23 protein-coding genes and 2 pseudogenes are annotated in these 22,584 nt (G+C 65.6%); 19 read left to right on the forward strand and 6 right to left on the reverse strand.

What is annotated here, in order from left to right; translation table 11 throughout:
- Nucleotides 1-27: 27 nt before the first annotated feature.
- Nucleotides 28-442: pseudogene (locus MYXE_RS04645) on the forward strand (methyltransferase domain-containing protein); the annotation flags it as partial.
- A gap of 27 nt (nucleotides 443-469) precedes the next feature.
- Here the strand turns inward: MYXE_RS04645 and MYXE_RS04650 are convergent.
- A complete protein-coding gene (locus MYXE_RS04650) occupies nucleotides 470-2,008 on the reverse strand; it encodes an amidase (protein WP_039891118.1) in 1,539 nt (512 codons plus the stop codon).
- Between the two features lie 166 nt (nucleotides 2,009-2,174).
- Between MYXE_RS04650 and MYXE_RS04655 the strand changes: the two genes are divergently transcribed.
- From MYXE_RS04655 to MYXE_RS04670, 4 genes and pseudogenes are all read left to right on the forward strand, one after another.
- Nucleotides 2,175-3,752 carry a methylmalonyl-CoA mutase family protein gene (locus MYXE_RS04655; RefSeq protein WP_003922527.1) on the forward strand — a complete coding sequence of 526 codons (1,578 nt, stop codon included), beginning with the start codon at nucleotides 2,175-2,177 and terminating at the stop codon, nucleotides 3,750-3,752.
- On the forward strand, nucleotides 3,753-4,190 hold the full coding sequence (locus MYXE_RS04660; protein WP_039891120.1) for a cobalamin-dependent protein: 438 nt from the start codon (nucleotides 3,753-3,755) through the stop codon (nucleotides 4,188-4,190).
- Nucleotides 4,175-5,130, forward strand: a pseudogene (locus MYXE_RS04665) (LLM class F420-dependent oxidoreductase). Before MYXE_RS04660 ends, MYXE_RS04665 begins: the two are co-directional and overlap by 16 nt.
- Complete coding sequence (locus MYXE_RS04670) at nucleotides 5,127-6,149, forward strand: CaiB/BaiF CoA transferase family protein (protein WP_003922531.1); 1,023 nt, start codon at nucleotides 5,127-5,129, stop codon at nucleotides 6,147-6,149. The pseudogene MYXE_RS04665 and the gene MYXE_RS04670 overlap by 4 nt, the downstream one beginning before the upstream one ends.
- On the opposite strand, the gene MYXE_RS04675 is transcribed toward MYXE_RS04670, so the two are convergent.
- Together MYXE_RS04675 and MYXE_RS04680 are read right to left on the reverse strand one after the other, a co-directional pair.
- The gene (locus MYXE_RS04675; RefSeq protein WP_003922532.1) at nucleotides 6,146-6,463 is read right to left on the reverse strand and encodes a DUF4286 family protein; all 318 of its coding nucleotides are present in this window, start codon (nucleotides 6,461-6,463) and stop codon (nucleotides 6,146-6,148) included. The two genes, MYXE_RS04670 and MYXE_RS04675, sit on opposite strands and share 4 nt — an antisense overlap.
- Before the next feature lie 21 nt (nucleotides 6,464-6,484).
- Nucleotides 6,485-7,492, reverse strand: coding sequence for a ferredoxin--NADP reductase (locus MYXE_RS04680; RefSeq protein WP_085197051.1), 1,008 nt, complete (start codon nucleotides 7,490-7,492; stop codon nucleotides 6,485-6,487).
- Nucleotides 7,493-7,569: 77 nt separating this feature from the next.
- On the opposite strand from MYXE_RS04680, the gene MYXE_RS04685 reads away from it, so the two are divergent.
- The 4 genes from MYXE_RS04685 (at nucleotide 7,570) to MYXE_RS04700 (ending at nucleotide 11,759) form a co-directional block, all read left to right on the forward strand.
- Complete coding sequence (locus MYXE_RS04685) at nucleotides 7,570-8,979, forward strand: class I adenylate-forming enzyme family protein (RefSeq protein ID WP_085197049.1); 1,410 nt, start codon at nucleotides 7,570-7,572, stop codon at nucleotides 8,977-8,979.
- Nucleotides 8,957-9,859 carry an acyl-CoA dehydrogenase family protein gene (locus tag MYXE_RS04690; RefSeq protein WP_085197047.1) on the forward strand — a complete coding sequence of 301 codons (903 nt, stop codon included), beginning with the start codon at nucleotides 8,957-8,959 and terminating at the stop codon, nucleotides 9,857-9,859. Before MYXE_RS04685 ends, MYXE_RS04690 begins: the two co-directional genes overlap by 23 nt.
- The gene (locus MYXE_RS04695) at nucleotides 9,846-10,928 is read left to right on the forward strand and encodes an acyl-CoA dehydrogenase family protein (protein ID WP_003922536.1); all 1,083 of its coding nucleotides are present in this window, start codon (nucleotides 9,846-9,848) and stop codon (nucleotides 10,926-10,928) included. The genes MYXE_RS04690 and MYXE_RS04695 overlap by 14 nt, the downstream gene beginning before the upstream one ends.
- A 63-nt stretch (nucleotides 10,929-10,991) precedes the next feature.
- A complete protein-coding gene (locus MYXE_RS04700) occupies nucleotides 10,992-11,759 on the forward strand; it encodes an enoyl-CoA hydratase/isomerase family protein (protein ID WP_003922538.1) in 768 nt (255 codons plus the stop codon).
- A 48-nt stretch (nucleotides 11,760-11,807) separates the two neighbouring features.
- On the opposite strand, the gene MYXE_RS04705 is transcribed toward MYXE_RS04700, so the two are convergent.
- The gene (locus MYXE_RS04705) at nucleotides 11,808-12,569 is read right to left on the reverse strand and encodes an SDR family oxidoreductase (RefSeq protein ID WP_003922539.1); all 762 of its coding nucleotides are present in this window, start codon (nucleotides 12,567-12,569) and stop codon (nucleotides 11,808-11,810) included.
- Between the two features lie 76 nt (nucleotides 12,570-12,645).
- Between MYXE_RS04705 and MYXE_RS04710 the strand changes: the two genes are divergently transcribed.
- The 9 genes from MYXE_RS04710 to MYXE_RS24260 all read left to right on the forward strand — a co-directional run bounded on the left by MYXE_RS04710 (nucleotide 12,646) and on the right by MYXE_RS24260 (nucleotide 19,205).
- Nucleotides 12,646-13,785 carry a thiolase family protein gene (locus MYXE_RS04710; protein ID WP_039891203.1) on the forward strand — a complete coding sequence of 380 codons (1,140 nt, stop codon included), beginning with the start codon at nucleotides 12,646-12,648 and terminating at the stop codon, nucleotides 13,783-13,785.
- A gap of 7 nt (nucleotides 13,786-13,792) precedes the next feature.
- Nucleotides 13,793-14,695: a methylmalonyl Co-A mutase-associated GTPase MeaB gene (gene meaB, locus MYXE_RS04715; RefSeq protein WP_085197045.1), complete on the forward strand. Its 903-nt coding sequence runs from the start codon at nucleotides 13,793-13,795 to the stop codon at nucleotides 14,693-14,695.
- 73 nt (nucleotides 14,696-14,768) lie between these two features.
- A complete protein-coding gene (locus tag MYXE_RS04720) occupies nucleotides 14,769-15,362 on the forward strand; it encodes a TetR/AcrR family transcriptional regulator (RefSeq protein ID WP_085197043.1) in 594 nt (197 codons plus the stop codon).
- A gap of 86 nt (nucleotides 15,363-15,448) precedes the next feature.
- A complete protein-coding gene (locus MYXE_RS04725) occupies nucleotides 15,449-16,339 on the forward strand; it encodes an SDR family oxidoreductase (RefSeq protein WP_085197041.1) in 891 nt (296 codons plus the stop codon).
- Nucleotides 16,340-16,539: 200 nt separating this feature from the next.
- Nucleotides 16,540-17,253 (forward strand): hypothetical protein, encoded by a 714-nt coding sequence (locus tag MYXE_RS04730; protein ID WP_085197039.1) that lies wholly within the window; start codon nucleotides 16,540-16,542, stop codon nucleotides 17,251-17,253.
- 8 nt (nucleotides 17,254-17,261) lie between these two features.
- The gene (locus tag MYXE_RS04735) at nucleotides 17,262-18,089 is read left to right on the forward strand and encodes a hypothetical protein (RefSeq protein ID WP_085197037.1); all 828 of its coding nucleotides are present in this window, start codon (nucleotides 17,262-17,264) and stop codon (nucleotides 18,087-18,089) included.
- The gene (locus MYXE_RS04740) at nucleotides 18,086-18,682 is read left to right on the forward strand and encodes a cytochrome c oxidase subunit 3 (RefSeq protein WP_039891126.1); all 597 of its coding nucleotides are present in this window, start codon (nucleotides 18,086-18,088) and stop codon (nucleotides 18,680-18,682) included. The genes MYXE_RS04735 and MYXE_RS04740 overlap by 4 nt, the downstream gene beginning before the upstream one ends.
- Nucleotides 18,683-18,685: 3 nt before the next feature.
- Nucleotides 18,686-18,976, forward strand: a complete 291-nt coding sequence (locus tag MYXE_RS04745) for a cytochrome C oxidase subunit IV family protein (RefSeq protein WP_003922550.1) — start codon at nucleotides 18,686-18,688, stop codon at nucleotides 18,974-18,976.
- Nucleotides 18,977-19,043: 67 nt separating this feature from the next.
- Nucleotides 19,044-19,205 carry a hypothetical protein gene (locus MYXE_RS24260; RefSeq protein ID WP_157139299.1) on the forward strand — a complete coding sequence of 54 codons (162 nt, stop codon included), beginning with the start codon at nucleotides 19,044-19,046 and terminating at the stop codon, nucleotides 19,203-19,205.
- A 40-nt stretch (nucleotides 19,206-19,245) separates the two neighbouring features.
- Here MYXE_RS24260 and MYXE_RS04750 read toward each other — a convergent pair whose 3' ends face one another.
- Together MYXE_RS04750 and MYXE_RS04755 are read right to left on the reverse strand one after the other, a co-directional pair.
- A complete protein-coding gene (locus MYXE_RS04750) occupies nucleotides 19,246-20,859 on the reverse strand; it encodes an FAD-dependent oxidoreductase (protein WP_085197035.1) in 1,614 nt (537 codons plus the stop codon).
- A gap of 21 nt (nucleotides 20,860-20,880) precedes the next feature.
- Complete coding sequence (locus MYXE_RS04755; protein ID WP_085197033.1) at nucleotides 20,881-21,579, reverse strand: IclR family transcriptional regulator; 699 nt, start codon at nucleotides 21,577-21,579, stop codon at nucleotides 20,881-20,883.
- A 140-nt stretch (nucleotides 21,580-21,719) separates the two neighbouring features.
- Here MYXE_RS04755 and MYXE_RS04760 point away from each other — a divergent pair, with 140 nt between their 5' ends.
- Nucleotides 21,720-22,583, forward strand: a complete 864-nt coding sequence (locus MYXE_RS04760) for an alpha/beta fold hydrolase (protein WP_085197031.1) — start codon at nucleotides 21,720-21,722, stop codon at nucleotides 22,581-22,583.
- Nucleotide 22,584: the final 1 nt, after the last annotated feature.

Consider the following 22,584-nt stretch of genomic DNA (forward strand, 5'->3'; position numbering starts at 1 on the left):
TGCAGGGGCCGACTGTGAGGGAGCACCGAGGCGCGGATCCGCAACGCGTCAAACGAGTCGTTCGTGATTTCCGACGTGAACGCGCTCGACTTCCCCGGCGACGCCTTCGACGTCGTGCGCGCACATCAGGTGCTGCAGCACGTCGCCGACCCGATACGAACCCGATGCCGGCCGGCGCCTGCTGTCGTGGGCTCAGCGCGCGGGCTTCGACGACATCACGCCCACTGGCACCATGTGGTGCTTCGCGACGCCCGAGACCCGCGAGTGGTGGGGCGGAATGTGGGCGGACCGGGTTTTTCGCTCAGCCCTGGCCCACCAGCTGGTGGATTCGGGCCCGGCGACACCCAATCTCGACGAAATCTCCTCGGCGTGGGGGAACGGGCCGCTGCCGCTGACCGTTGGTTGGCGATTCCGATACGCCGAAATCCTTTGCCGGACATAGCCGTGCTGGCATAGTCCTTACTTACTTTCAAGATCTCGCCTTAGTTCCCGGTGCGACGGGAAAGCCGCCGCACAGCATCTCGAAGGCGTGGGCGGCGCGCAACACGGTGGCGTCGTCGAATCGCTTGCCCACGATCATCATTCCGACCGGCAGCCCGTCGACGAGGCCGGCCGGCACCGAGATTGCCGGGTGACCCGTGAGGTCCATCGGCGCGGTGTTGATGGCCTTGCCGTGCGCGTTCGCGAGCAGCGTGACATCCTGAGGGCCGCCGGCCGGAAGAGTGTCGGCCGTGTCAGGGACTGTCGGCATCACCAGCACGTCGTATTGCTCGAGCGCGTCGTCGTACGCGGCGCGTACGTGTGGCAGCAGATTGCGTGCCTTCGCATAGCACGCGCCGCCAAGGCTTTTCAGCCCATAGTGGCCGCCCAACGCCACCGCCTTGACAGCGCTGGAGAACTGATCTGCCTTGGCCAACCGTTGAGTTGCAAAGTGGGCCATCAGCTCTGGGTCGTACAGCCCGTCCACGCCGAGCCCGTATCCGTTGCCGTCCAGCATCTGATAGCTGGCGCCGTCGGTGATGATCACGGTGAACATATGAAACGCATCACGGTGCCAGGGCACGCTGATTTCGCCGACCGCGCAGCCGATTTCGGTGAACCGTCGCGCCGCTGACCGAACCAGCTCATCGACCTCTGGGCGTGAGCCGGGCTGGCCGAATCCCTCGGTGAGGAGGCCCACGCGCAGCCCGGCAACGTCGCCGGTGAGCGCGGCACGGTAGTCGACGACCGGAACGTCGTGACGCTGACGCGGGTCTTGGCCGTCCGATCCGGCAATAACCGTCAGTAGCAGCGCCGCGTCGGCCACGGTGCGGGTCATCGGGCCGAGGTGATCGATCGTGCGCTCGATGGGGAACGCTCCGGTGTAAGGCACCAGGCCATGAGTCGGCTTGTGCCCGACGATGCCGCACAGCGACGCGGGAATACGCACCGACCCGCCCTGGTCGCCGCCGAGGGCCAGCTCCACTTCGCCGGCGGCGACCAGCGCCGCACTCCCGCTGGACGATCCGCCCGCTTCGCGCGTAGGGTCCCACGGGTTGCGCACCGGTCCGCAGGCCGAGGTGAAGCTGGACCCCGAGCAGCACAGGTCTTCGCAGACGCTCTTGCCGACGATGATCGCCCCGGCGTCCAGCAGCCGCTGCACGACGGTGGCGTCCCGGCTGGGTATGAAACCCTCCACTGCCCGCGACCCGTTCATCATCGGGATCCCAGCGACGGCGATGTTGTCCTTGATCGCCACCCGCCGGCCCGACAGCGCTCCGTCGGCACCGGATGCGACTTCGGTGGTGACATACCAGGCGCCCAGCGGATTGTCGGCCGGGAAAGCGTAGGCGCGCTCGGGGGTGCGCGGGCGGGCGAACTGCTCGTATAGCTCGTCAACCGCGTCGTAGGACGCCAGCATGAATCCGGCGGCCGCGGTATACGTTGCCAGCCCCTCGGCGTCGAAATGAAATCCGAAATGTTGGGCCGCCGACGCGATGTCCGTTTCCGATGGTCGCCGAATCGCCATACCGACCTCCGTGTACTTCGGTGAGCGCCATTGTGCCGGTTGTGCGATTTCGTCCGCGACACCCCCGACACGATGCACGAAACCGCACTCTTGCGCCTCGGTCCTCTTTGGCCTGGTCAGCGTCCGGTATTGGCATTCTCTTTTTTTGCAAGTACGTTATCAGTTGATGGATAACGCAGCTCAGACCTCGTCCGGCATTCCGCTCGCGCCGGTCTACGGGCCGGAGCACCGCCGCGTCGAACCCCCGCCGCCGGGCACCTATCCGTTCACCCGGGGCAACTTCGCGTCCGGGTACCGGGGCAAGCTGTGGACGTTTCGGCAATATTCGGGGTTCGGCACCGCCGAGGAATCCAACCGTCGCTACCGTTACCTGCTCGACCAGGGCGGCACTGGGCTCTCGGTGGCACTCGATTTGCCCACCCAATGCGGCTTCGACTCCGACGATCCGGAGGTCATCGAGGAGGTTGGCCGGGTCGGGGTCGCGATCGACAGCCTGGCCGACGCCGAGATCCTGTTCGACGGCATCCCGCTGGACAAGATCAGCACCAGCATGACTATCAACGGCACCGCGGCGATCCTGCTGGCGTTCTACGTCGCCGCTGCGGAGAAGAAGGGCATACCGCGGGCCAAGCTGACCGGCACTATCCAGAACGACATCCTCAAGGAATACGCCTCGCGTGGCACTTGGATCTGGCCTCCCGAGCCGTCACTGCGGCTGATCGCTGACACCATCGAGTTCTGCGCGGCCGAGGTTCCCAAGTTCAACGCGATCTCGGTGGCCGGGGCCCATTTCCGTGACGCCGGCGCCAACGCCGTGCAGGAGATGGCGTTCACCCTCGCCGACGGCGTCACCTACTGCGACACCGTGGTGCAGCGGGGCCGAATGAGCATCGACGAGTTCGCACCCCAAATTTCGTTCTTCTTCTACACCCACGGCGACTTTTTCGAAGAGATCGCCAAATACCGTGCGGGACGGCGTCGTTGGGCGACAATCGTGCGGGAGCGCTACGGAGCCAAAACCGACAAGGCGTCGATGTTCAGGTTCGGCTGCGTGTGTGGCGGTGCCTCGCTGTATGCGCCCCAGGCCCACAACAACATCGTGCGGGTGGCCTACGAGGCGATGGCGGCAGTGCTCGGTGGGGTGCAGTCGATGTTCACCGCCGCCTGGGACGAGCCGTTCGCCCTGCCCACCGAGGAGTCCACCACGCTGGCGCTGCGCACCCAGCAGATCCTCGCCTACGAGAGCGGGGTGGCGCGGGTCGCCGACCCGCTCGGCGGGTCCTACTTCGTGGAGGCGCTGACCGACGAAACCGAGGCCCGCATCATCGAGATCATGGATGACCTCGAACGGCATGGCGGCATGGTGCACGCCATCGAAGACGGATACCTGCAAGGCCTGATCGCCGACGAGGCTTACCGCATGCACCAGGAGATCGAATCCGGCGCGCGGCCGATCGTTGGGGTCAACCGGTTCGTCACCGAGGAGCCACCCCCGGAGATCGCGACCTACGAACTCGACGCCGAAGGACGCGACCTGCAACTTAAGCGGTTGTCCAAGGTTCGGGCTGAAAGAGATTCTGCCACAGCGAAATCCAGCTTGGCCGCACTGTCACGCGCCGCGGAGGGCAGCGACAACCTTATGCCCAAGCTGATCGACTGTGCCAACGCCTACTGCACGGTCGGGGAGATGGTGTCCGCGCTCAAGGCGGTATGGGGAGAATTCCAGCAACCGGTGGTGTTTTAGATGGCAGTACGGATTCTAGTGGCCAAGCCCGGGCTCGACGGACACGACCGCGGCGCCAAGATCGTCGCCCGCACCTTGCGCGACGCAGGTTTCGAGGTGATCTACACCGGCATCCGGCAGCGCATCGAAGATATCGCGGCGATCGCGGTGCAAGAAGACGTGGCACTGGTGGGCTTGAGCATCCTCTCCGGTGCACACCTGGCGCTGACCACCCGCACCATCGAAGCGCTGCGCGCCGCCGACGCCGCCGACATCGCCGTCGTGGTCGGTGGGACAATCCCCGAGGCCGACGTGCCCAAACTGCTGGAAGCCGGTGCGGCAGCGGTATTTCCCACCGGGACACCGCTAGACATCCTGGTCCGCGAGATCCGTAAGCTGACCGGCAGCAACCCGGAACCTGACCTGAAGGGAACAGTGGAACCGTGCGCCTCGGAGTGATGATCGGTGCGGAGCGCGGCGATTCCGCGCGCAAGGTCGCCAAGTTGCTGGCCGACATCGAATGGGCTGAGGCGGCGGGCCTGGACAGCGCATGGATTCCCCAGGTGCCCAACGACTTCGACGCGCTGACCGCCGTCGCACTGATGGCCACCCGAACGAGCCGCATCGAGCTGGGCACCGCAGTGGTGCCGCTGCAGGCACAGCATCCGATCGCGTTGGCGCGCCAGGCATTGTCGGTGCACGCCGCCGCCGGCGGCCGGCTGGCGCTGGGTGTCGGGCCGTCGCATCACTGGATCATCCGCGACATGCTCGGCCTGCCCTACGAGCGGCCGGCCGCGTTCACCCGCGACTACCTCGACGTGCTGGCTGCCGCCTTCGGTGGCCCCGGGCCGGTCGACGTCGAAAACGACACCTTCACTGTCCATAACCCGTTGGACCTGGCCCCGGTGGCGCCGCTGTCGGTGCTCGTGGCCGCGCTCGGACCTGTGATGCTGGCCCTGGCCGGAGAGCGCGCCGACGGGACGGTGTTGTGGATGGCCGACGAGCGCGCCTGCGCCGAGCATGTGGTCCCGCGCATAACCAAGGCCGCCGACAACGCGGGCCGGCCGGCGCCTCGTATCGTCGCCGGCATACCCGTGTGCCTTTGCGCCGCAAGCCAAGTCGATGCGGCACGTGAGCGTGCCAACCGGATTCTGGGCGAAGCCGAAGTTTCCCCCAACTATCAGCGGCTGCTGGAATACGGCGACGCCCGCGACGTCGGCGACATTTGCGCGGCGGCGATGAAGACGCCATCCTGGCGCGCATGCGCCGCTTCGCCGACGCCGGAGTGACCGACCTGTCGGTGCGGCTGCTGCCGATCGGCGACAACCGCGACGAGCTCGTCGCCTCCAAACACCGCACCCGGGAAGTCATTGCGGCGCTCGGTGCCGAACTGCGATGACGGCACCGCTGGCCGGGATCCGGATCCTTGAGGTCGGCACCATGCTGGCCGGGCCGTATGCCACCATGCTGCTGGCCGACCTCGGCGCCGAGGTGATCAAGATCGAACCGCCCGGCGGTGAAATCTCCCGCCAGGTCTCCGACAGCTACTTTGCCAGCCTTAACCGCAACAAGGCCAGCATCTGCCTGGACCTGAATGCACCCGAGGGCCAAGCCCGGCTAGGTGAGCTTGTCGCGCAATCCCATGCGCTGCTGGTGAATCTGAAGCCGTCGGCGATCCGTCGGCTGGGGCTGACCTACGATGCGCTGCGGCGGCACAACGAGCGGATCGTCTGCGTGGCGATCACCGGCTTCGGGCTGGACGGCGGCGACGACCCGGCCTTCGACTACGTGATTCAGGCCGCCACCGGCGTTGCCGCGTTGACCGGCGAGCCGGACGGACCGCCGACGTTGCCCGGCTACTCCTCGGCGGACAACTCCACCGGGCTGGCGGCCGCGCTCGGGTTGCTGGCACAGATCACCTCGGGTCAGGGCGGCCAGGTAGACGTGTCGCTGCGTGACGTGATGCTTTCCCAGCTCAACTACCATGCCGCGGCCTACCTCAATGACGGTGTCGAGCCGCAGCGCCGGCCCTTCGGTGCCCACTCGTATTATGTTCCGGCACAAATGTTTCCGACAGCCGGTGGCTATCTGGCGCTGTTCGTCACCCATGACGGCTTTTGGAAATCCTTTGCCACAGAGGCGAATATCGACGGATTTGAGACGATGGCCGAGCGAGTGGCGCGCCGCGACGAGGTGCTCGCCGCCGTCACCGCAGCTTTGGCCAAGGACACGGCCGCCAACTGGGAGCGGCGGCTGCGGCCGCTGGGCGTGCCGGCGGCGGCTGTTCGGACGTTACCGCAAGCGCTTAACGCCACACCCGAGATCGTCGTGACCGCAGGCGATTTCCGTCTCGTCGGCAACCCGATCCGGATTTCGGGTTATCAGCCGTACTATCGGCCACCGCCGCAGCTGGATTAACGACCGCCACGCTCGGTCGTCACCTCGAGCAGCCGCATCGTCGGCGGCGGATCCAACTGCAGGGCATCGGACAGGTGCAGGTCGCCGGCGTGGGCCAGCATATTGTCCAGAATCGCTTGCAGGTCGTCGCCTTCGATCTCGTAGAGCGCGACGTAGGGCCCGTCGTCGGCGACCGGGCGCAGCCGGCGCACCGAAACGAAGCCGTCGAGCGCCATCAGCTCCGCCACATGGACGTTGTCATACCAGGTGTTGTATTCGGCGTCCCGGTCGGGCGAGCTGGGCCGACTCTCGACATACAGAATGCCTTTGGGCATCGTCGCCGCCTTTCTGCAGCATCACTCGTAGCGCACCGTCACCGATGGCGTGTCCGGTACGCCCTGGCACGTCAGAATGTAGCCGTCTTCTACCTCGTCGTCGGTGAGCGCGTCGTTGGCTCGCATGGTGGCATGGCCTTCGGTGAGCCGGGCCATGCAGGTTCCGCAGTTACCCTGCTCGCAGCTGAACGGTGGCGTCAGGCCGGCCCGGCGCGCCGTTTCCAGCAGCGTCTCGCCGGCCACCCGGGGCACGGATACCTTCTTGCGCTCAAGGTAGATCGTCACCGTGCCGGCTGCCTTAGCCTCAGCCTCCTCGCCGACGGGTGGGGGCTTGATCGTCGGTGCAATGTCGAAATCCTCGACGAAAACACGGCCCGGCCCGGGCAGCGCGGAGCGCACCACCGCCATGAAGCCCTCCGGACCGCACACATAGTTGTCCGCGTCGACGTCGGAGCCCACCCGATCCCGCACCGCGTCGGCGTCGATCAATCCTTGCTCGGCGTCGATGTGGCGCAGCACCGACAGCCGGCCTGCATAGCGCTCGGCCAGCTCGTCCATCACCTCGCCGAAGATCACCGATTCCCGATCCCGATCGGCGCACAGCACCCGCACCACCCGATCCGTGGTGGCCAGCGCGCTTTTTGCCAGCGACAGAATCGGTGTGATGCCGCTGCCGCCGGCGAAAGCCAGCAACGGCACCGAGGTCGGCTGCAAGCAGAAGGTTCCCGCGGCTCGCGTCATCGTGAGTTCGTCGCCCTCCGCGACGTTGTCCACCAGCCAGTTGGACACCTTGCCGCCGGGCACCCGCTTGACGGTGGTCATCAGCTGGGGATCGGTCTCGGGCGCGCTGGACATCGAATACGACCGATACAGCTCCTGACCATCCACACGGACGCGGAAGGTGCAGTACTGGCCGGCACGGTAGAAAAACGGCTCCTGGTGGGGTACCAGCACGAACGTGCGGGTGTCGGCGGTTTCCTTGATTACCCGGGCCACCGTCGCCTGTTGGAACGCATGCAGTTCCGCCATGGCCACACCTTCCGCATCTTGCGTTCTTCGATATAGAGAATACTATTCTCTCAAAACGATAGGATCATCTCAACGTGATGGCAGAAACCACGACCGGGCCGGCGGCGCTGGTGTGCGAGGAGCGGCACTACAGTTCGTCGCAGCTCGACGGGCTAACCGGCGGACTGGCGGCAGCCCTGGCCAAGCGCGGTGTGACGGCCGGTGCCCGCGTGGCGTTGATGTCGTCCAACCGCCCCGAATTCGTCGCCGCGCTGCGCGCGATATGGCGGTTAGGCGCCACTGTGGTGCTGCTCAGCCCAGCCTGGAGACGCGACGAAGCCGAACACGCGCTGGCGCTCACCACCCCGACCCACGCGGTCGGGGACCATCCTGTGCTGGCGGAATTGATGCCGATGCTGCACCTCGACGACCCGATCGAGCCGCATGACGTGCCCAGCGGCCGCCCAGATGCCGACGCGGTGTTGGTGTTCAGCTCCGGCACCACCGGCCTGCCAAAGGCGGTCCGGCATACCCATGCATCGCTGCAGGCCGCGGTTCGCCATTGGCGCAACGCGCTGCGGCTCACCGCGCGCGACCGGATCCAGATCGCCACGCCGCCAGCACACATACTCGGCCTGCTCAACATCCTCACCGCGCTGGACACCGGCCTTTGGGTCCGGCTGCACCGGCGGTTCGATATCGATGCGCTGTTGCAGCACATCGAAGCCGACCGCATCACCGTCGAAATGGCCGTGGCGCCAATAGCATTGGCGATGGCCTCGCATACGCGGCTGGAATCCTACGACCTGTCGTCGCTGCGGTTCATCATGTGGGGCGCGACTCCGGTCAGCCAAAGCGTCGCCGAAACCGTCACCCGGCGCACCGGCGTGGGCTGGGTTCCCGCTTACGGCACCACTGAGCTGCCGGTCATCGCCTGCAACCCGCTCGAGGGGGCGCGACTCGACTCCGTCGGTCGGCCACTGCCGGAGGTCGAGGTCCGGGTGGTGTCGCTGCAAACCGGTATGCCGGTCGGGCCCGGTGAAGTCGGCGAGATCCAGGCGCGCTCGAAATCGCTGATGGCGGGCTACCTGCCAGCCGAGGCCACTCGAAAAACGTTCTGCGACGGTTGGTATCGCACCGGAGACGTCGGTTATCTCGATAACGGCGGCTGGCTGCGCATCACCGATCGGTGCAAAGAGATGATCAAGGTGCGCGGTTTCCAGGTCGCGCCTGCTGAAATCGAAGCGGTGTTGCACGGTCATCCCGCGGTCAAAGACTGCGCGGTGTTCTGTGTTCCCGACGCCGTCAACGGGGAAGCGGTAGTTGCTGCTGTCGCGACACACGTCCCAGTGCAGGCGGGCGAACTCGCCGGTCGGGTCGCCGAGCGGCTGGCGTCGTACAAACAGCTGAGCCGCGTGGTCTTCGTGTCCGACATTCCCCGGCTGCCGTCCGGCAAGGTGCTGCGCCGAGTGCTGAAGGAGCGCTATGGATGTACGTCTGACAGCTGAACAGCAGCAACTGCGCGACGCCGCCGCCAAGTTCGCCGACGACCTCGGCCCGGGGTCGGTGCAGGCTCTCGACGACAATGCTCGAATTGCACGGCTGGACAAGCAGATTGAGGCAACAGGCTGGCGGTCGCTGCGTTCCGATGGCGCGTCAGGCGTCGAGGTGGCCATCATCGCCGAGGAGTTCGGTCGGGGGCTGGTCGACGCGCCGCTTCTCGGCCCGGTGCTGGCCGACGACCTGGCCCGCTACGTCGGTGTTGCCGAGCATGCGACGGTAGCGGTCGACGGTCGCGGAATCGACGCGCGAGGATACCAGCGCGCGCTGGTGCTTGACGGCACGGCGGTGCTGGTTGCAAGCCTCGACACCGCGTACGGCGGCGCCGACCTGACCAGAGTCGACGCTGCCGTGCTGGGATCGCCCGTGCAGGTCGGTGAAATACCCGACGAGGCGGCCGCGCGATGGCTGGCACTGGCGCTGGTCACGACGACCGCAGACCTGGTCGGCACCGCGCGCGGCGCGCACGCATTGGCGTGTGACTACGCGAAAATCCGTGAGCAGTACGGCAAGCCGATCGGATCGTATCAAGCGGTCGCGCACATGCTGGCCGAAAGCCTGGCGCTGATCGAGGGTTCGGTGAGCGTGCTGCGCCACGCCGCGTGGGCAGTTGATGAACTGGGCCCGGCGCCAGCTATTCGGGCCGCCCGCGTGGCGAAAGTCTACTGTGCGCGGGCAGCGCAGACCGTGTGTGAAACCACCGTGCAGGTGCACGGCGGCATCGGCAATACCTGGGACTGTCTGGCGCACGTGTATTTGCGGCGTGCGCTGGCGTCCACCGAGTTGTGGCCCGTGGAACTCGAGGAGATCGACATTGGACTTTCGTGATTCACCGGCGGAAGCCGCTTTCCGGGAACGGCTGCGCGCGTGGCTTGCGGTGCACGCCAAGGAGTTCGCCAGTTCCGGTGACGAGTATTGGGCCCGTCAGGGCGAGTGGCACCGGGCGCTGTATCAAGCCGGCTTCTTCGGCTTGTCTTGGCCGCGCGAATACGGCGGCCAGGAACTGCCGCCGGTCTACGACGTCATTCTCGACGAAGAGCTGGCCCGCGCCGGCGCTCCGCCGCGGCCAAGCCTCGGCTACCTGGTCGTGGGTCTGAGCAGACACGGCAGCAAGGAGCTGTGCCGACGGTTCCTGCCGCCCATGATCAATGGCACCGAGCGCTGGTGCCAAGGCTTCAGCGAACCCGGCGCCGGTTCCGATCTGGCGTCGCTGACCACGACCGCTACCCGCGACGGCGACACGTACGTCGTCCACGGCCACAAGATCTGGACCAGCTATTCCGACGTGGCCGACTGGTGTCTGCTGCTGGCCCGCACCGATCCGGAGGCGCCGCGGCACAAAGGCATTTCGGCATTCGTGATCTCGATGAAACAGCCTGGTGTGCAACAACGCCCGCTGCGGATGATGAACGGTGTCACCACCGAGTTCGGCCAGGTGTTCTTCGACGGAGCGACGGTGCCGGCTGATCAGATGGTGGGCGCCCCAGGAGAAGGCTGGGCCGTCGCCATGACGGTGGTCGCACACGAGCGTGAGCCCTCAACCCTCGGCTACGCCGCCCGATACGGCAAGCTGGTTCGCGACCTGGCCGCCCGCACCGACGGGCCCCCGGCTCGTGAACTTATCTGGGCCGCAGTGCAAACCGAGATGCTGACGCATCACGTGCGGCGGCGATTGTCTGAACAGCTCGACGGCGTATCGCACGGGTCGGAGGGGTCGCTGGACAAGCTGCTGATGACCTGGGTCGAGCAGTCGGTCGGGCATGCCGCGCTGGCGCTCGGCGGAACCCGCGATCCCGACCTGTTGAGCGCCTACTTGTACAGCCGCGCCCAAAGCGTCATGGGCGGCACCTCGCAGATCCAGAAGAACATCATCGCCTCGCGCCTCTTGGGATTGTAGGAGTGGTCGCGAACGCGGGCGAAGCCCGGGCGAAGCGGGTCACGACCATCGAAGGAGTCTGACGTGTACGACATGCCGACCGAAATCGACGTCCAAGCCGACGGGCCGCTGCGCATCATCACGCTGAACCGCCCGGACGCCCTCAATGCGGTCAACGACAGCCTGCACACCGGACTGGCGCAACTGTGGCCGCGCCTCAGCGACGACCGCTCGGCCCGCGCCGCGGTGCTCACCGGCAGCGGCCGCGCGTTCTCGGCGGGCGGCGACTTTCACTACCTGGCCGAGCTGTCCCAGGACGCCGATCTGCGAGCCAAGACCATCGCGCACGGTCGCGAAATCGTGCTCGGCATGGCCCGGTGCCGAGTTCCGGTGGTAGCAGCGGTCAATGGCCCCGCCGTGGGGTTGGGTTGCAGCCTGGTGGCGCTGTCCGACATCGTCTACATCGCCGAGGAGGCCTATCTCGCCGACCCGCACGTGCAGGTCGGGCTGGTGGCCGCCGATGGTGGGCCGATCACCTGGCCGCTGCACATCAGCTTGCTGCTGGCCAAGGAATACGCTTTGACCGGCGCGCGAATCCCCGCGGCAAAGGCGGTGGAACTCGGGCTGGCCAACCATGTGGTCGCCGATCCGCTGGCCGAGGCGGTGGCCTGCGCCAAGCGCATCATGGAACTGCCACAACAGGCCGTGGAAAACACCAAGCGAGTGCTCAATGTGCACCTCGAGCGTGCGGTGCTGGCTACGCTCGACTTCGCCCTAACCGCCGAGAACCAGTCGTTTCAGACCGAGGACTTCCGCGCGATCGTCACCAGACTGACTGCGGGCAAAAACTAGCGCAGCCGAGAGCGTAACGCCGGCAACAAATTTCAGCCCGCCGCACGGTCACTTGGGCGGGAACCGCAACGCGCCGTCAAGCCGGATGACTTCGCCGTTGAGATAGTCGTTCTCGACGATGCTTTGCACCAACGCCGCGTATTCCGCCGGTTGGCCCATCCGCTTCGGGAAGGGCACCTGAGGGCCCCAGTACGCCTCCAACTGGTCGCCCGCCTGCCCGTAAGCAGGAGTCAAGAAGGTGCCGGGAGCGATGGTGACGACGCGGATACCCAGCGGTGACAGGTCTCGTGCCGCGACCAGGGTCATGGAGACGACGCCGCCTTTGGCCGCAGCGTAGGGAAGTTGACCGATCTGCCCTTCATACGCCGCGATCGAGGCGGTATTGACGACGACGCCGCGGGTGCCGTCGATCGGTTCCTGACGCGCGATGGCGGCAGCGGCTAACCGCATCACGTTGAACACCCCGGTCAAGTAGACCTCGATCGTCGTCTTGAATCCGTCGAGGTCCAGGGGGCTGCCGTCCTTGCCCACCAGCCGGCCGCCGCTTGCGGGCCCGCCGTGCGCATCTACCGAAATCCTCAGCGGACCAAGTGTTTCCGCTTCGGCTATTGCTGCCTGCATGTCGGCGGTGTTGGTCGCGTCGGTCCGCACATAACGGGCACCGAGCTCGCCCGCCAGCTCCTGGCCTTTGTCATCGGCCAGATCGGCGATGACCACCTTCGCGCCCGCGGCATGCAGGCGGCGAACCGTTGCCTCGCCAAGACCGCCGGCGCCGCCGACGACGAGCGCCGAACTACCAGTGATCTGCATTCGATTCCCCTTCTTGCAACTCGTACTCTCGTATTGAGAGAATAATGTTCTCATACCGCTGTGAATGGAGACCGCTGTGCCTGAAGCCGTCATCGTGTCCGCCCTGCGTACTCCTATCGGCACGGCCGGAAAAGGAACGCTGCGCGACACAACCGCCTATGAGCTGGCGCATCACGTCGTCTCAAAAGCCGCCGCCAGCCTGGACCCGGCGCAAGTCGACGACGTGATCCTGGGCGAAGGGCTCTACGGCGGCGGAGTGCTGGCCCGCCACGCCGCCATCACAACGGGCCTGACCTCGGTGCCCGGTTTGGCCAACAACCGGCATTGCGCGGCCGGTCAGGCGGCGGTGCAGAGCGCCGCGGCCAGTATTCGCGCCGGCATGGACGAGCTGATCATCGCTGGCGGCGTGAACTCCGCGTCCACCTCACCGCGCTCGCGAATCCAGGTGGACGGAGAGTGGGTCGACTGGTTTCCGCCTACCCACCCCGACCGGCCCGACGCCCCGAATCTCGACATGTCGATCACGGTCGGCTGGAACGCTGCAGTCAAGGCCGGAATCAGCCGCGAGGAGATGGACGCCTGGGCGCTACGGTCGCATCGCAACGCAATCGCCGCGATCGACGAGGGTCGCTTCCAGGAAGAGATCGCTCCCATCGAAACTCCGCATGGGCTGTTTTCGGTCGACGAGCATCCGCGCCGGGACACCAGCATGGAGAAGCTGGCCGCGCTCAAGCCGCTGCATCCGGAAATCGAGGGCTTCTCGATCACGGCAGGCAATGCCTGCGGCGCCAACGACGGGGCTGCCGTGCTGACCGTCGCCAGCGACCGGCTGGGGCTGCCCGCGCTGGCTACCGTCCGCTCGTGGGCCTCGGTCGGTGTCGACCCGGCGTTCACTGGCTTGGCTCCGGTCGAGGTGATCCCGAAAGCCCTTGCTCGAGCCCATCTTTCGCTGTCCGACGTGGACCTGTTCGAAATCAACGAGGCGTTCGCGTCGATGTGTGTGGCCACCGTCAAGCTGCTCGATATCGACCCGGACCGCGTCAACGTCAATGGCAGCGGCTGCTCGCTGGGCCATCCGGTCGCGGCCACCGGAGCCCGGATGTTGGTGACCTTGGTCCACGAACTGCGCCGGCGCGGCGGCGGCATCGGGGTGGCGGCGATGTGCGCTGGCGGCGGGATGGGGTCTGCCACCGTTATCGAAGTACCGGCGCGATGATGTGTAGATGAACGTCGCCGAGCTGATCGCCGCCGCGCGCAACGGCTCCCCGCGTGCCGCCGGTCGATTGCTCAGCCTGATCGAAAGCGACCGGCGCAACGAAGTGCTGGCCAGCCTCGGGCCATCGTCGGTGCGCGTCATCGGGGTCACCGGACCGCCGGGGGCGGGCAAGTCCACGACGATCGCCGCGCTCGTCGGGGCCTATCGGCAGCAGCGGTTGCGCGTAGCTGTGTTGGCCGTCGACCCCTCCTCGCCGTTCAGTGGCGGTGCGCTGCTGGGCGATCGGATCCGAATGACCCGGCATATCAACGACTCTCAAGTGCTGATCCGTTCGCTTGCCACCCGCGGCCATCTGGGCGGGCTGACCGCAGCCGTGCCCGCGGCCATCCGGCTGCTGGGGGCGCTGTGTTACGACGTGATCCTGCTGGAGACGGTAGGGGTGGGTCAGTCCGAGGTCGAGATCGCCGCCGTGGCCGACCCGACCGTGGTGATCCTCAACCCGGGCGCGGGCGACGCGGTACAGGCCGCCAAAGCGGGCCTGCTCGAAGTCGCCGACATTGTGGTCGTCAACAAGGCCGACCGCGACGGCGCCGAGCAGACTGTTCGGGACCTGCGCGCGGAAACCAAGGCACCCATCCTGATGCTCGTTGCCGCGCGTGGGGAGGGCGTGCCCGAGTTGGCGGAGGCCATCGACGCGCACCACCGCGCCGACAGCCGGGAGCGCCGGGTAGCCCGGGCGCGTGCACAGATTCTCTCGCTGGCCCAAACCCGGCTTCGCAGCCACCGTGACCTTGACCGGCTGGCCGAGTCCGTCGCCGACGGGCGCGATGATCCGTACACCGCTGCCGAGTGGCTGATCAGAGTGGGCGAGCAGACGCAAAATCCCCTCGCCACGCCGCTGGACGGGTGATTTTGCGTCTGCTCGTGTGCGACGAACCGCACCGCGAGCGCCTGCTGGGTAGCCGGTCGACTACCCTCATGGCATGGCTTCTGCCGTGTCCGCCAGCCGATTCCGCGACATCACTCGCAGTGCCGCCCAGACACGCATCCTGGATGCGGCGCTGAAGCTGATCGCTGAGAACGGTGTGGGCGGGACGTCGCTGCAGATGATCGCCGACGAGATCGGCGTTACGAAAGCGGCTGTCTACCACCAGTTCAAGACCAAGGAAGAGATTGTCATCGCGCTCACCGAGCGGGAACTTGCCGGATTGGAGGAGGCGCTGGAGGCCGCGGAAGCCGAGGAACATCCGCTTCGCGCCCGCGAACTGCTGTTGAACCGGGTCATCGATCTGGCCGTGCAGCGCCGCGGCGCGATGAGCACCCTGCAGTTCGACCCCGTCATCGTCCGACTGCTCGCCGAGCACGAACCGTTCCAGCGGTTTATCCAACGTCTCTACGGCGTGCTGGTCGGCGACGCCGGCGACGACGCCCGGGTGTCGGCGGCGATGCTCTCGGGCGCGATCGCCGTCGGTGTCATGCACCCCTTGGTGGCGGGTATCGACGACGAAAGGCTGCGTGCTCAATTGCTTCGTCTTACGAGGCGATTCATGAATCTGAACCGTGCAAGCCGCTCCTGATCCGTACCGCGCGTTGTCGAGGTGGTAGACGATCGGCTAGTGTGCTGTCGCCAGACGGCTAACCCTGCGGGCGGAGGCAGAAATAGATGACAGCGCGGCGACGCGACACCGAGGTTCTGGTCGTCATCGGGTCAGGTGGAATGGGACTGTCGATTGCCCGCCGCATCGGCGCTGGCCGGGTGATCGTGTTGGCTGACGTCGACCGAGGATGCTTGAACGCCGCCGCGGACGCGCTGGGCGGCGACGGTCATCGGGTAGTGACCCGTGACGTCGATGTCACCTCCCGCAGCTCGGTCGCTGCACTGGCGGAGCTGGCCGAGCGAAGCGGACGGGTCACGGCTGTGGTCCACACCGCGGGGCTGTCGCCGCAGCAGGCGCCCGCTGAGACGATTCTGGCGGTCGATCTGCTCGGCGTCGCGCTGGTTCTCGACGAATTCGGCAAGGCCATTGCACCGGGAGGTGCCGGTGTGGTCATTGCCAGCATGGCCGCATACATGTATCCGGCATTCGATCCTGAGGTGCAGCGTCAGCTGGCCACCACACCCACCGACGAACTGCTGGGCCTCGACGCGTGCACGTCGATCACAGACAGTCGCCTGGCATATCCGTTTGCCAAGCGGGCCAACCAAATCCGGGTCGCGGCTGCAGCAGCTGCGTGGGCCGAGCGCGGTGCCCGCATCAACTGCATAAGCCCGGGCATCATCTCGACCGCGATGGGAAGACTGGAATTAAGCGGTGAATCTGGCGCTTTCATGCAGGCCATGGTCGACGAGGCGGGACTGGGGCGCATCGGCACGCCCGACGACATCGCCGCCGCGGCCGAATTTTTGCTCGGGCCATCGGCCAGCTTCATTACCGGCACCGATCTTCTCGTCGACGGTGGAGTCGTCGCCGCACTTCACAGCGGTACGGTCGGTCCCGGGTTCGACGGCGGCAGTGGCGATTCCCCGGATCTGATCGAGGCTTCGAAAGAATAGGTGCGTACGTCGACGCCGCGGGCTCACCCTGCACACGGTCATTCACGCCAGACCGAGCCGGCGCTGCGCTTACCCACAGTTGGTGTTGCCGGCTCCGGCGTCGAACCGCTCGCTCTTGACGCCACCTAGCCGATCGGCTACTTTGCCACTGAGCCGCGCAGCATCACCGCCGAAAAAGCGCCTCCGGTGAGGATTCGATCATGAGACGAACTGATGGCGAGCTGATCCTGTTTTGGACCCTGCCCGCAGTGGGACTCATCTGGATCTCCGCGTTTTTCTTATTCCCGGGCTTCATTCATCCGATGTCGCCAACGATGTCGGCAGAGCAGGTCGCCGCCTTTTACCGCGACCCGGCAAACCTGTCGCGCATTCGCTACAGCATGATCTTGTTCAATTGGTTCTGCGTTGGTCTGATCCCGATCGTGATGCTGCTCGTGATCCAGATTCGCCGGATGGCTCACCGCACGCCGATCTTGTCCTATTGCATGCTAGCCTGCGCTGCCGGCGGGCCAGCGATCTTTCTTATCGCTGATCTCTTCTGGCTCCTTGCCGCCTTTCGTCCGGAACGGCCTGCCGAGCTAACCCAGCTGTTCAACGATCTGGCCTGGGTCACCTTTACGGTTTCTGTGCCTTACTTGATCATGCAATGCGTGCTGCTGGCGCTGGCGATCTATTGGGATCGCCAAGACCACAAGGTATTCAAGCCGTGGGTAGCCCATTTCAACCTTGCTGTCGCGGTCGCGCTGGCACCCGCGGCATTCACCGGGCTGGCACTGGGCGGGCCAATGGCCTGGAACGGCCTCTTGCCGTTCTGGGTTAAGAACATCGCCATCGCCGTCTGGATCGTCGTGATGGGAGTCGTGATCGGCCGAGCGATCCGGCGACAACGGGTCGAGGATGAGGTCGCCGCGTGAGTACAGCGATGACAGCGACGGCGGCCCGCCTCCAGCCGCCCCCGGGTCCACCGCTTTACCGGTTTGCCTGGCACTGTTGTCACAACCCCAAGCGCGAACTGTGGTTCGCGTGGTGGGTGACTATCGTCTTCTACAACTTGTTCGCGGTGGCATTCTTCGTGCTCAGTCGCACCCAGCCGCCGCCGAGTCCGGCGTGGGACTCCTCACGGGTTGTGCAGTGGTTCAACCAGAACCACTACGGCATCCTCATCGGGTTCGGCATCATGTTCCTCATCACGGGCATGACGGCGCCAACCAACGCGCTCATCGCTTATTCAATGCGGCGGATGTCGGTGAGCCGTGCCTTCGGATATTCGTACCTCGTTTTGTATTCGCTGAGCGCGATACCCGGCATGTTGTTGATGTGTATCGCGCTGACCGTCGGAGCCCTGCGACCCGATCGCGATCCACAGCTGATCAGCTGGCTCTACGACTTCGCATTCCTGTCGTTCGTGGGAACCATGGGAGTGTTCCTGATCGGCTCGTTGGTGTGGATGCTCGCCATCCTCATCGACAAAAACCGGGTCTTTCCAAGGTGGTTCGGTTATCTCAACCTTTGCAACGCACTCACCGAGGTCGTCGTGTCGCCCGCGTGGCTCTTCAAGACCGGAGTCTTCGCTTGGAACGGATTGATTGCCTGGTGGATAGACATGGTCGTGTTTGGTTTGTACACGGGCGTTTTCATCTACCTGCTCAGGCGAATGATCCAGCGCGAAGACTTCGGTACCGGACCGCTGCCCGACCTGGCGCCAGCTAAGGAGCAGGGTGCGTCGGGGTTGGCGAAGGCCGCGTCATGACGGAGCCTGCGGGAGGGGGCTCGCGCCCACGCGCAGAGAAGTCCGCCAGGTTCGTGCCCGGACAACCCGACATGTGGGCCTTTGTTTTGTTCGAGGCGCTCGTCTTCACCAGTTACTTCGTCGTCTACATGATCTTTCGCACGCAGAACCCGGAGCTCTACCTCAGATCCCAAGCGCAGCTGGACCTGCGCATCGGCGTCTTCGAAACGCTTGTTCTGCTGATGAGTTCGTGGTCCATGGCACGATGCGTCCAGGCATCCCGCTTAGGGGAGCTCCGCTCTGCGTCGGCAAACGCCTTGGGCACCACGGTCCTTGGATTTGTGTTCCTGATTTCAAAGGTGTCAGAGTGGGTCAAGTATGTCCGTCGAGGTTTCGGGTTCTCCACCAACGAGTTCTTCCAGCACTATTTCTTTCTGACCGGGATTCACTTCCTGCACCTGTTGATCGGCTTCATTGCAGTAGGTGTCGTGGTCTATCAGCTTCGCAGTCCAGCTCGGCGTTCGCAGGAGCTCATCGAAACAGGTGCCACCTACTGGCACACCGTCGATTTCCTATGGATCGTCATCTTCGCATTGCTGTACGTCGTGAGGTGATCAGTGCACGCCGGATTCACGAAGAGGTTGCTAGTCGTCTGGCTGCTCTTGTCGGCGATCACGCTGGCCTATCTATGGGTGGGCTCCGTTGATCCCGCCCGGGCGCTGCGGCCGAGCGCCGTGGTCACGACCAGCGCTATCGTGATGGCACTCATCAAGGTGCGCATCGTCTTCCGCGAGTTCATGGAAGTCAGGCACGCTCCTGTCTTATTGTGTCGTCTCACCGACGGCTGGGTCGTGCTGATGGCTGTGTGCTTACTGGGCAGCTACTTCGTGGGGATGGCCATCCGGTAACCAGCCCGCAGATGTCGCGCCCCACAACGTCGGCGAATGATCGGTCGCCGTACATTCCGGCCGCCCAATGCCGGGCCCCTTCGCTGACTGGCGACTGCGCCACGGTGGCCAGGACGAGGGCCCCCGGCTTCGCCTACCTGGGCCCGCGGGCGGACCGGCGACGGTGTTCGAACTCACGGAGTCGACCGACGCAACCGTGGTCAAGCTGGTGCGCGATGCCGCCGGCTGAAACGGCAGTGATCCGGTACGTGTTCTGTGGAGCGGATAGCTCAGTCCAGCGACTCGCCGGTCGCCGCGGCGTAACCGGCACGATAACCGAAAACCATTGCCGGCCCGAGGGTTCCGCCAGCGCCGCCGTAAGCCTTACCGGTGACACCCGCCATCGCGTTGCCCGCGGCGAAAAGCCCTGGTATGAGCGTGCCACGAACGTGCAGCACCCGCCCGTCACGGTCGGTGCGTGGGCCGCCTTTGGTTCCCATTGCGCCCACACTTACCGGGACCGCGTAAAAAGGCGGCGTGTCGATCGGGCCCAGAGTCTTGCCGGCGAGGGTGGCGGCGTGTTCGTCGCCCCAGTAGCCGTCGTATGCGCTCGAGCCGCGTCCGAACTCAGGATCGCAGCCAGACGCAACGTTGCGGTTCCAGTTGTCGACCGTGCGGACGAGCCCGTCGGGGTCGATACCCGTCTTGGCGGCCAGCTCGGCAAGATCCGCCGACGCCGAGAACCAGTCGGGAACCGGCTGTCCCGGCGCAATACCCAGGAACCCATAGCGCTTCAAATGCACTGCGTCGAACACGATCCACGCCGGATCGTTGACATAGCCCCCGCGAGGATCCAGGTAATGGAATGCTCCGGCCATCGAATTGTATTCGCCTGCCTCGTTGACGAATCGGCGACCGGCGCGGTTGACGATGATGCTGCGCGGGCGGGTGCGTTCGAGGCGAACACTGCGGCTGCGGGGATGCCCGTCGAACGTGTCGCCCGGGATTTGCACAATGGGCACCCACCACGCCTCGCCCATGTTGGCCAGGTCGGCGCCCTGGGCCATCGCCATCCGCAGCCCATCGCCGGTGTTGTAGGGCGGTGAGACGGGACCATGCATGGGGCCACGCAGAAACGCGCCGACCAAAAAGCGATCCCATTCGAAACCGCCGCAAGCCAATATCACTCCGCGGCGAGCGCGGACCTGCCTCGTCGCATCAGGGAAAGCGATTCGGACGCCGGTGATTCCGGGGGCGTCGGCAATCAGCTCGACCGCGCGTGCACGTGTGTGGATTGCTACCCCTTTGTCCAGCAGCCCCTTGAGCAATCCGGCAACGAGCGCCGTACCGGCGACACACAACTCCCCGGGTTGGTCGCCTCGGGACGCGTGAATGCGGGCGCGGGTCTCGGCGTCGATGCCCACGTTGCTGAAATCCGCGGGGAACGACGTAATCCGATCACCCCACTCGCCGAGCTGCCCAAGGTCGTAGGGCGCAATGGTGAACGAGCGTCCGCCCGCCGGCTGGCCGCCCGGGAGTTCCGGCTTGTAATCGGGAAATCCTTCGGCAACGTGGAACCGCAGCCCGGTGTGGGCCTCGAGGAAGTCGAGCATTGCCGGGCCGGTGCGGACGAAGGTTTCCACGAGCGCGTCGTCCATCGCGCCGAGGGACTGCGCCCGCAGGTATCTCATCGCGTCAGCAACGGTGAGCTCACGGCCAGGAAGCCGGTCGTGAGCCGGAATCCACACGACCCCACCTGAAACCGCGGATGTACCACCGACAGTCGCGGCCTTCTCGAACACCTCTACGGCGGCGCCCTCGACCGCCGACGTCAACGCCGCGGTCAGGCCCGCGGCACCGGAGCCGAGCACGGCGACATCGACCTCACGATCCCAATCGGTCACCTGCGCATCCTTTCGCGGCAGTCAGCTAAGAATTGCCGATAAATCGTTGGCAGCCTTGATGACTGCGTCCTTGCCGCGCATCACCACGTCTTCTCGGTGCGAGATGAGGTTGATACAGGTCGGCGGCGACGGCGGGCTCCGACGAACCGGCACGGCGAGGCCGTAGGTGTTCGGCTCGATCTCCCCGTAAGTAAGCACCCAACCCCGTTGTCGCGTCTGCGGCACCAGGTCCCGCTCCCCCGGGCGGGCCGGCATGCTCGCGAGCAGCGCGATGCCCGCCGCGCCTCGATCCAACGGATAGCGGCTGCCCTCGTGAAACGACAGTTGATAGGAGACGTGGCCGGGCACGACTACCGCGATCGCCACTTGCTGGTCGCCCTCGGCGACCAGCAACGAGACCGTAGTTCCCAGATCGTCGGCCAGCGCGCGCAGCGTCGGCATGCTCAGTTGCCGGACGTTGTTGTCGAACGACGCGCCGAGGACCGCCAGGCCGGAAGCGGACCGGTAACGGCCGTCCCCGCCCTTCGCCAGCAGGCGGAACTGCGCAAGCGTGGTCAGCAGGCGATGCGCGATGGTCCGGTGGACCCCGATGCGGTCGGCAACCTCCTGCACGGTCAGCCCCTGCCGGGAAGTCGCGACCAGCTGCAACGCAGCCAGACCCCTGGCCAGTGTTTGCGACCCGGGTGCACCGTTCGGGCGGCCGGCGTTGGCCTCTGCCATGGCACCCCCTTCCTTGACAGACGCACCGACGAGAGGAATGCTCTAACTATAGTGCACATGCTTGTGCGATAAATGAGCAGACTGCTTACAAATTACGAGAACTCCATTCTTGCGTCAAGACCCGTCAAGAGAGGTGGCCAGTGCCCGAGCACGAGAGCATCTGGAGCGACCTGCAGGGCGTCACGTTCTCGCAGGGCTACCTTGACGCCGGTGGAGTGCGCACCCGTTACCTGCACGCCGGGGACGAGGACTTGCCCGCGCTCGTGCTGCTGCACGGTTCGGGTGGACACGCCGAGGCATATGTCCGAAACCTGGACGCCCATGCCGAGCACTTCTCGACGTGGGCGATCGACATGCTGGGCCACGGCTACACCGACAAGCCCGGCCACCCGCTGGAGATCCACCATTACGTCGACCACCTGGTCGCAGTCTTCGATGCGATCGGAGCCGAGCGGGTCAGCTTGTCCGGCGAGTCGCTCGGCGGCTGGGTGGCAGCCCGCGCCGCCATCGACCATCCCGACCGACTCGACCGGCTCGTCCTCAACACCGCTGGCGGTTCCCAGGCCGATCCGGAGGTGATGAACCGGATCGTCACATTGTCGATGGCGGCGGTAGAGAACCCGACGTGGGAGACCGTGCAGTCCCGCATCAAGTGGCTGATGGCCGACAAGTCGAAGGGCTACGACGATCTGGTCGCCAGCCGACAACGGATCTATCGCCAGCCGGGATTCGCCGCCGCGATGCGCGACATCATGGCGCTGCAGGACCCGAAGATCAGGGCGCGCAACCTGTTGGGCCCCAACGACTACGGGGCCATCACCGCGCCCACCCTCGTGCTGTGGACTAGCGATGACCCCACAGCAGACGTCAGCGAGGGCCGCCGTATTGCATCGATGATTCCCGGTGCCCGCTTCGAGCTGATGACCGGGTGCGGACATTGGCCGCAATACGAAGACGCCAAGACATTCAACCGATTACACATCGACTTTTTGCTGGGGCGCTGAG

The sequence above is a fragment of the Mycobacterium xenopi genome, assembly GCF_009936235.1.
Lineage (GTDB): Bacteria > Actinomycetota > Actinomycetes > Mycobacteriales > Mycobacteriaceae > Mycobacterium > Mycobacterium xenopi.

Excerpts from the sequence above, each read along its gene's own strand:
- MYXE_RS04650 (WP_039891118.1), bottom strand. The coding sequence starts at position 2,008 with ATGGCGATTCGGCGACCATCGGAAACGGACATCGCGTCGGCGGCCCAA.
- MYXE_RS04655 (WP_003922527.1), top strand. The coding sequence starts at position 2,175 with ATGGATAACGCAGCTCAGACCTCGTCCGGCATTCCGCTCGCGCCGGTC.
- MYXE_RS04660 (WP_039891120.1), top strand. The coding sequence starts at position 3,753 with ATGGCAGTACGGATTCTAGTGGCCAAGCCCGGGCTCGACGGACACGAC.
- MYXE_RS04670 (WP_003922531.1), top strand. The coding sequence starts at position 5,127 with ATGACGGCACCGCTGGCCGGGATCCGGATCCTTGAGGTCGGCACCATG.
- MYXE_RS04675 (WP_003922532.1), bottom strand. The coding sequence starts at position 6,463 with ATGCCCAAAGGCATTCTGTATGTCGAGAGTCGGCCCAGCTCGCCCGAC.
- MYXE_RS04680 (WP_085197051.1), bottom strand. The coding sequence starts at position 7,492 with ATGGCGGAACTGCATGCGTTCCAACAGGCGACGGTGGCCCGGGTAATC.
- MYXE_RS04685 (WP_085197049.1), top strand. The coding sequence starts at position 7,570 with ATGGCAGAAACCACGACCGGGCCGGCGGCGCTGGTGTGCGAGGAGCGG.
- MYXE_RS04690 (WP_085197047.1), top strand. The coding sequence starts at position 8,957 with ATGGATGTACGTCTGACAGCTGAACAGCAGCAACTGCGCGACGCCGCC.
- MYXE_RS04705 (WP_003922539.1), bottom strand. The coding sequence starts at position 12,569 with ATGCAGATCACTGGTAGTTCGGCGCTCGTCGTCGGCGGCGCCGGCGGT.
- meaB (WP_085197045.1), top strand. The coding sequence starts at position 13,793 with ATGAACGTCGCCGAGCTGATCGCCGCCGCGCGCAACGGCTCCCCGCGT.
- MYXE_RS04720 (WP_085197043.1), top strand. The coding sequence starts at position 14,769 with ATGGCTTCTGCCGTGTCCGCCAGCCGATTCCGCGACATCACTCGCAGT.
- MYXE_RS04725 (WP_085197041.1), top strand. The coding sequence starts at position 15,449 with ATGACAGCGCGGCGACGCGACACCGAGGTTCTGGTCGTCATCGGGTCA.
- MYXE_RS04730 (WP_085197039.1), top strand. The coding sequence starts at position 16,540 with ATGAGACGAACTGATGGCGAGCTGATCCTGTTTTGGACCCTGCCCGCA.
- MYXE_RS04735 (WP_085197037.1), top strand. The coding sequence starts at position 17,262 with ATGACAGCGACGGCGGCCCGCCTCCAGCCGCCCCCGGGTCCACCGCTT.
- MYXE_RS04740 (WP_039891126.1), top strand. The coding sequence starts at position 18,086 with ATGACGGAGCCTGCGGGAGGGGGCTCGCGCCCACGCGCAGAGAAGTCC.
- MYXE_RS24260 (WP_157139299.1), top strand. The coding sequence starts at position 19,044 with ATGCCGGGCCCCTTCGCTGACTGGCGACTGCGCCACGGTGGCCAGGAC.
- MYXE_RS04755 (WP_085197033.1), bottom strand. The coding sequence starts at position 21,579 with ATGGCAGAGGCCAACGCCGGCCGCCCGAACGGTGCACCCGGGTCGCAA.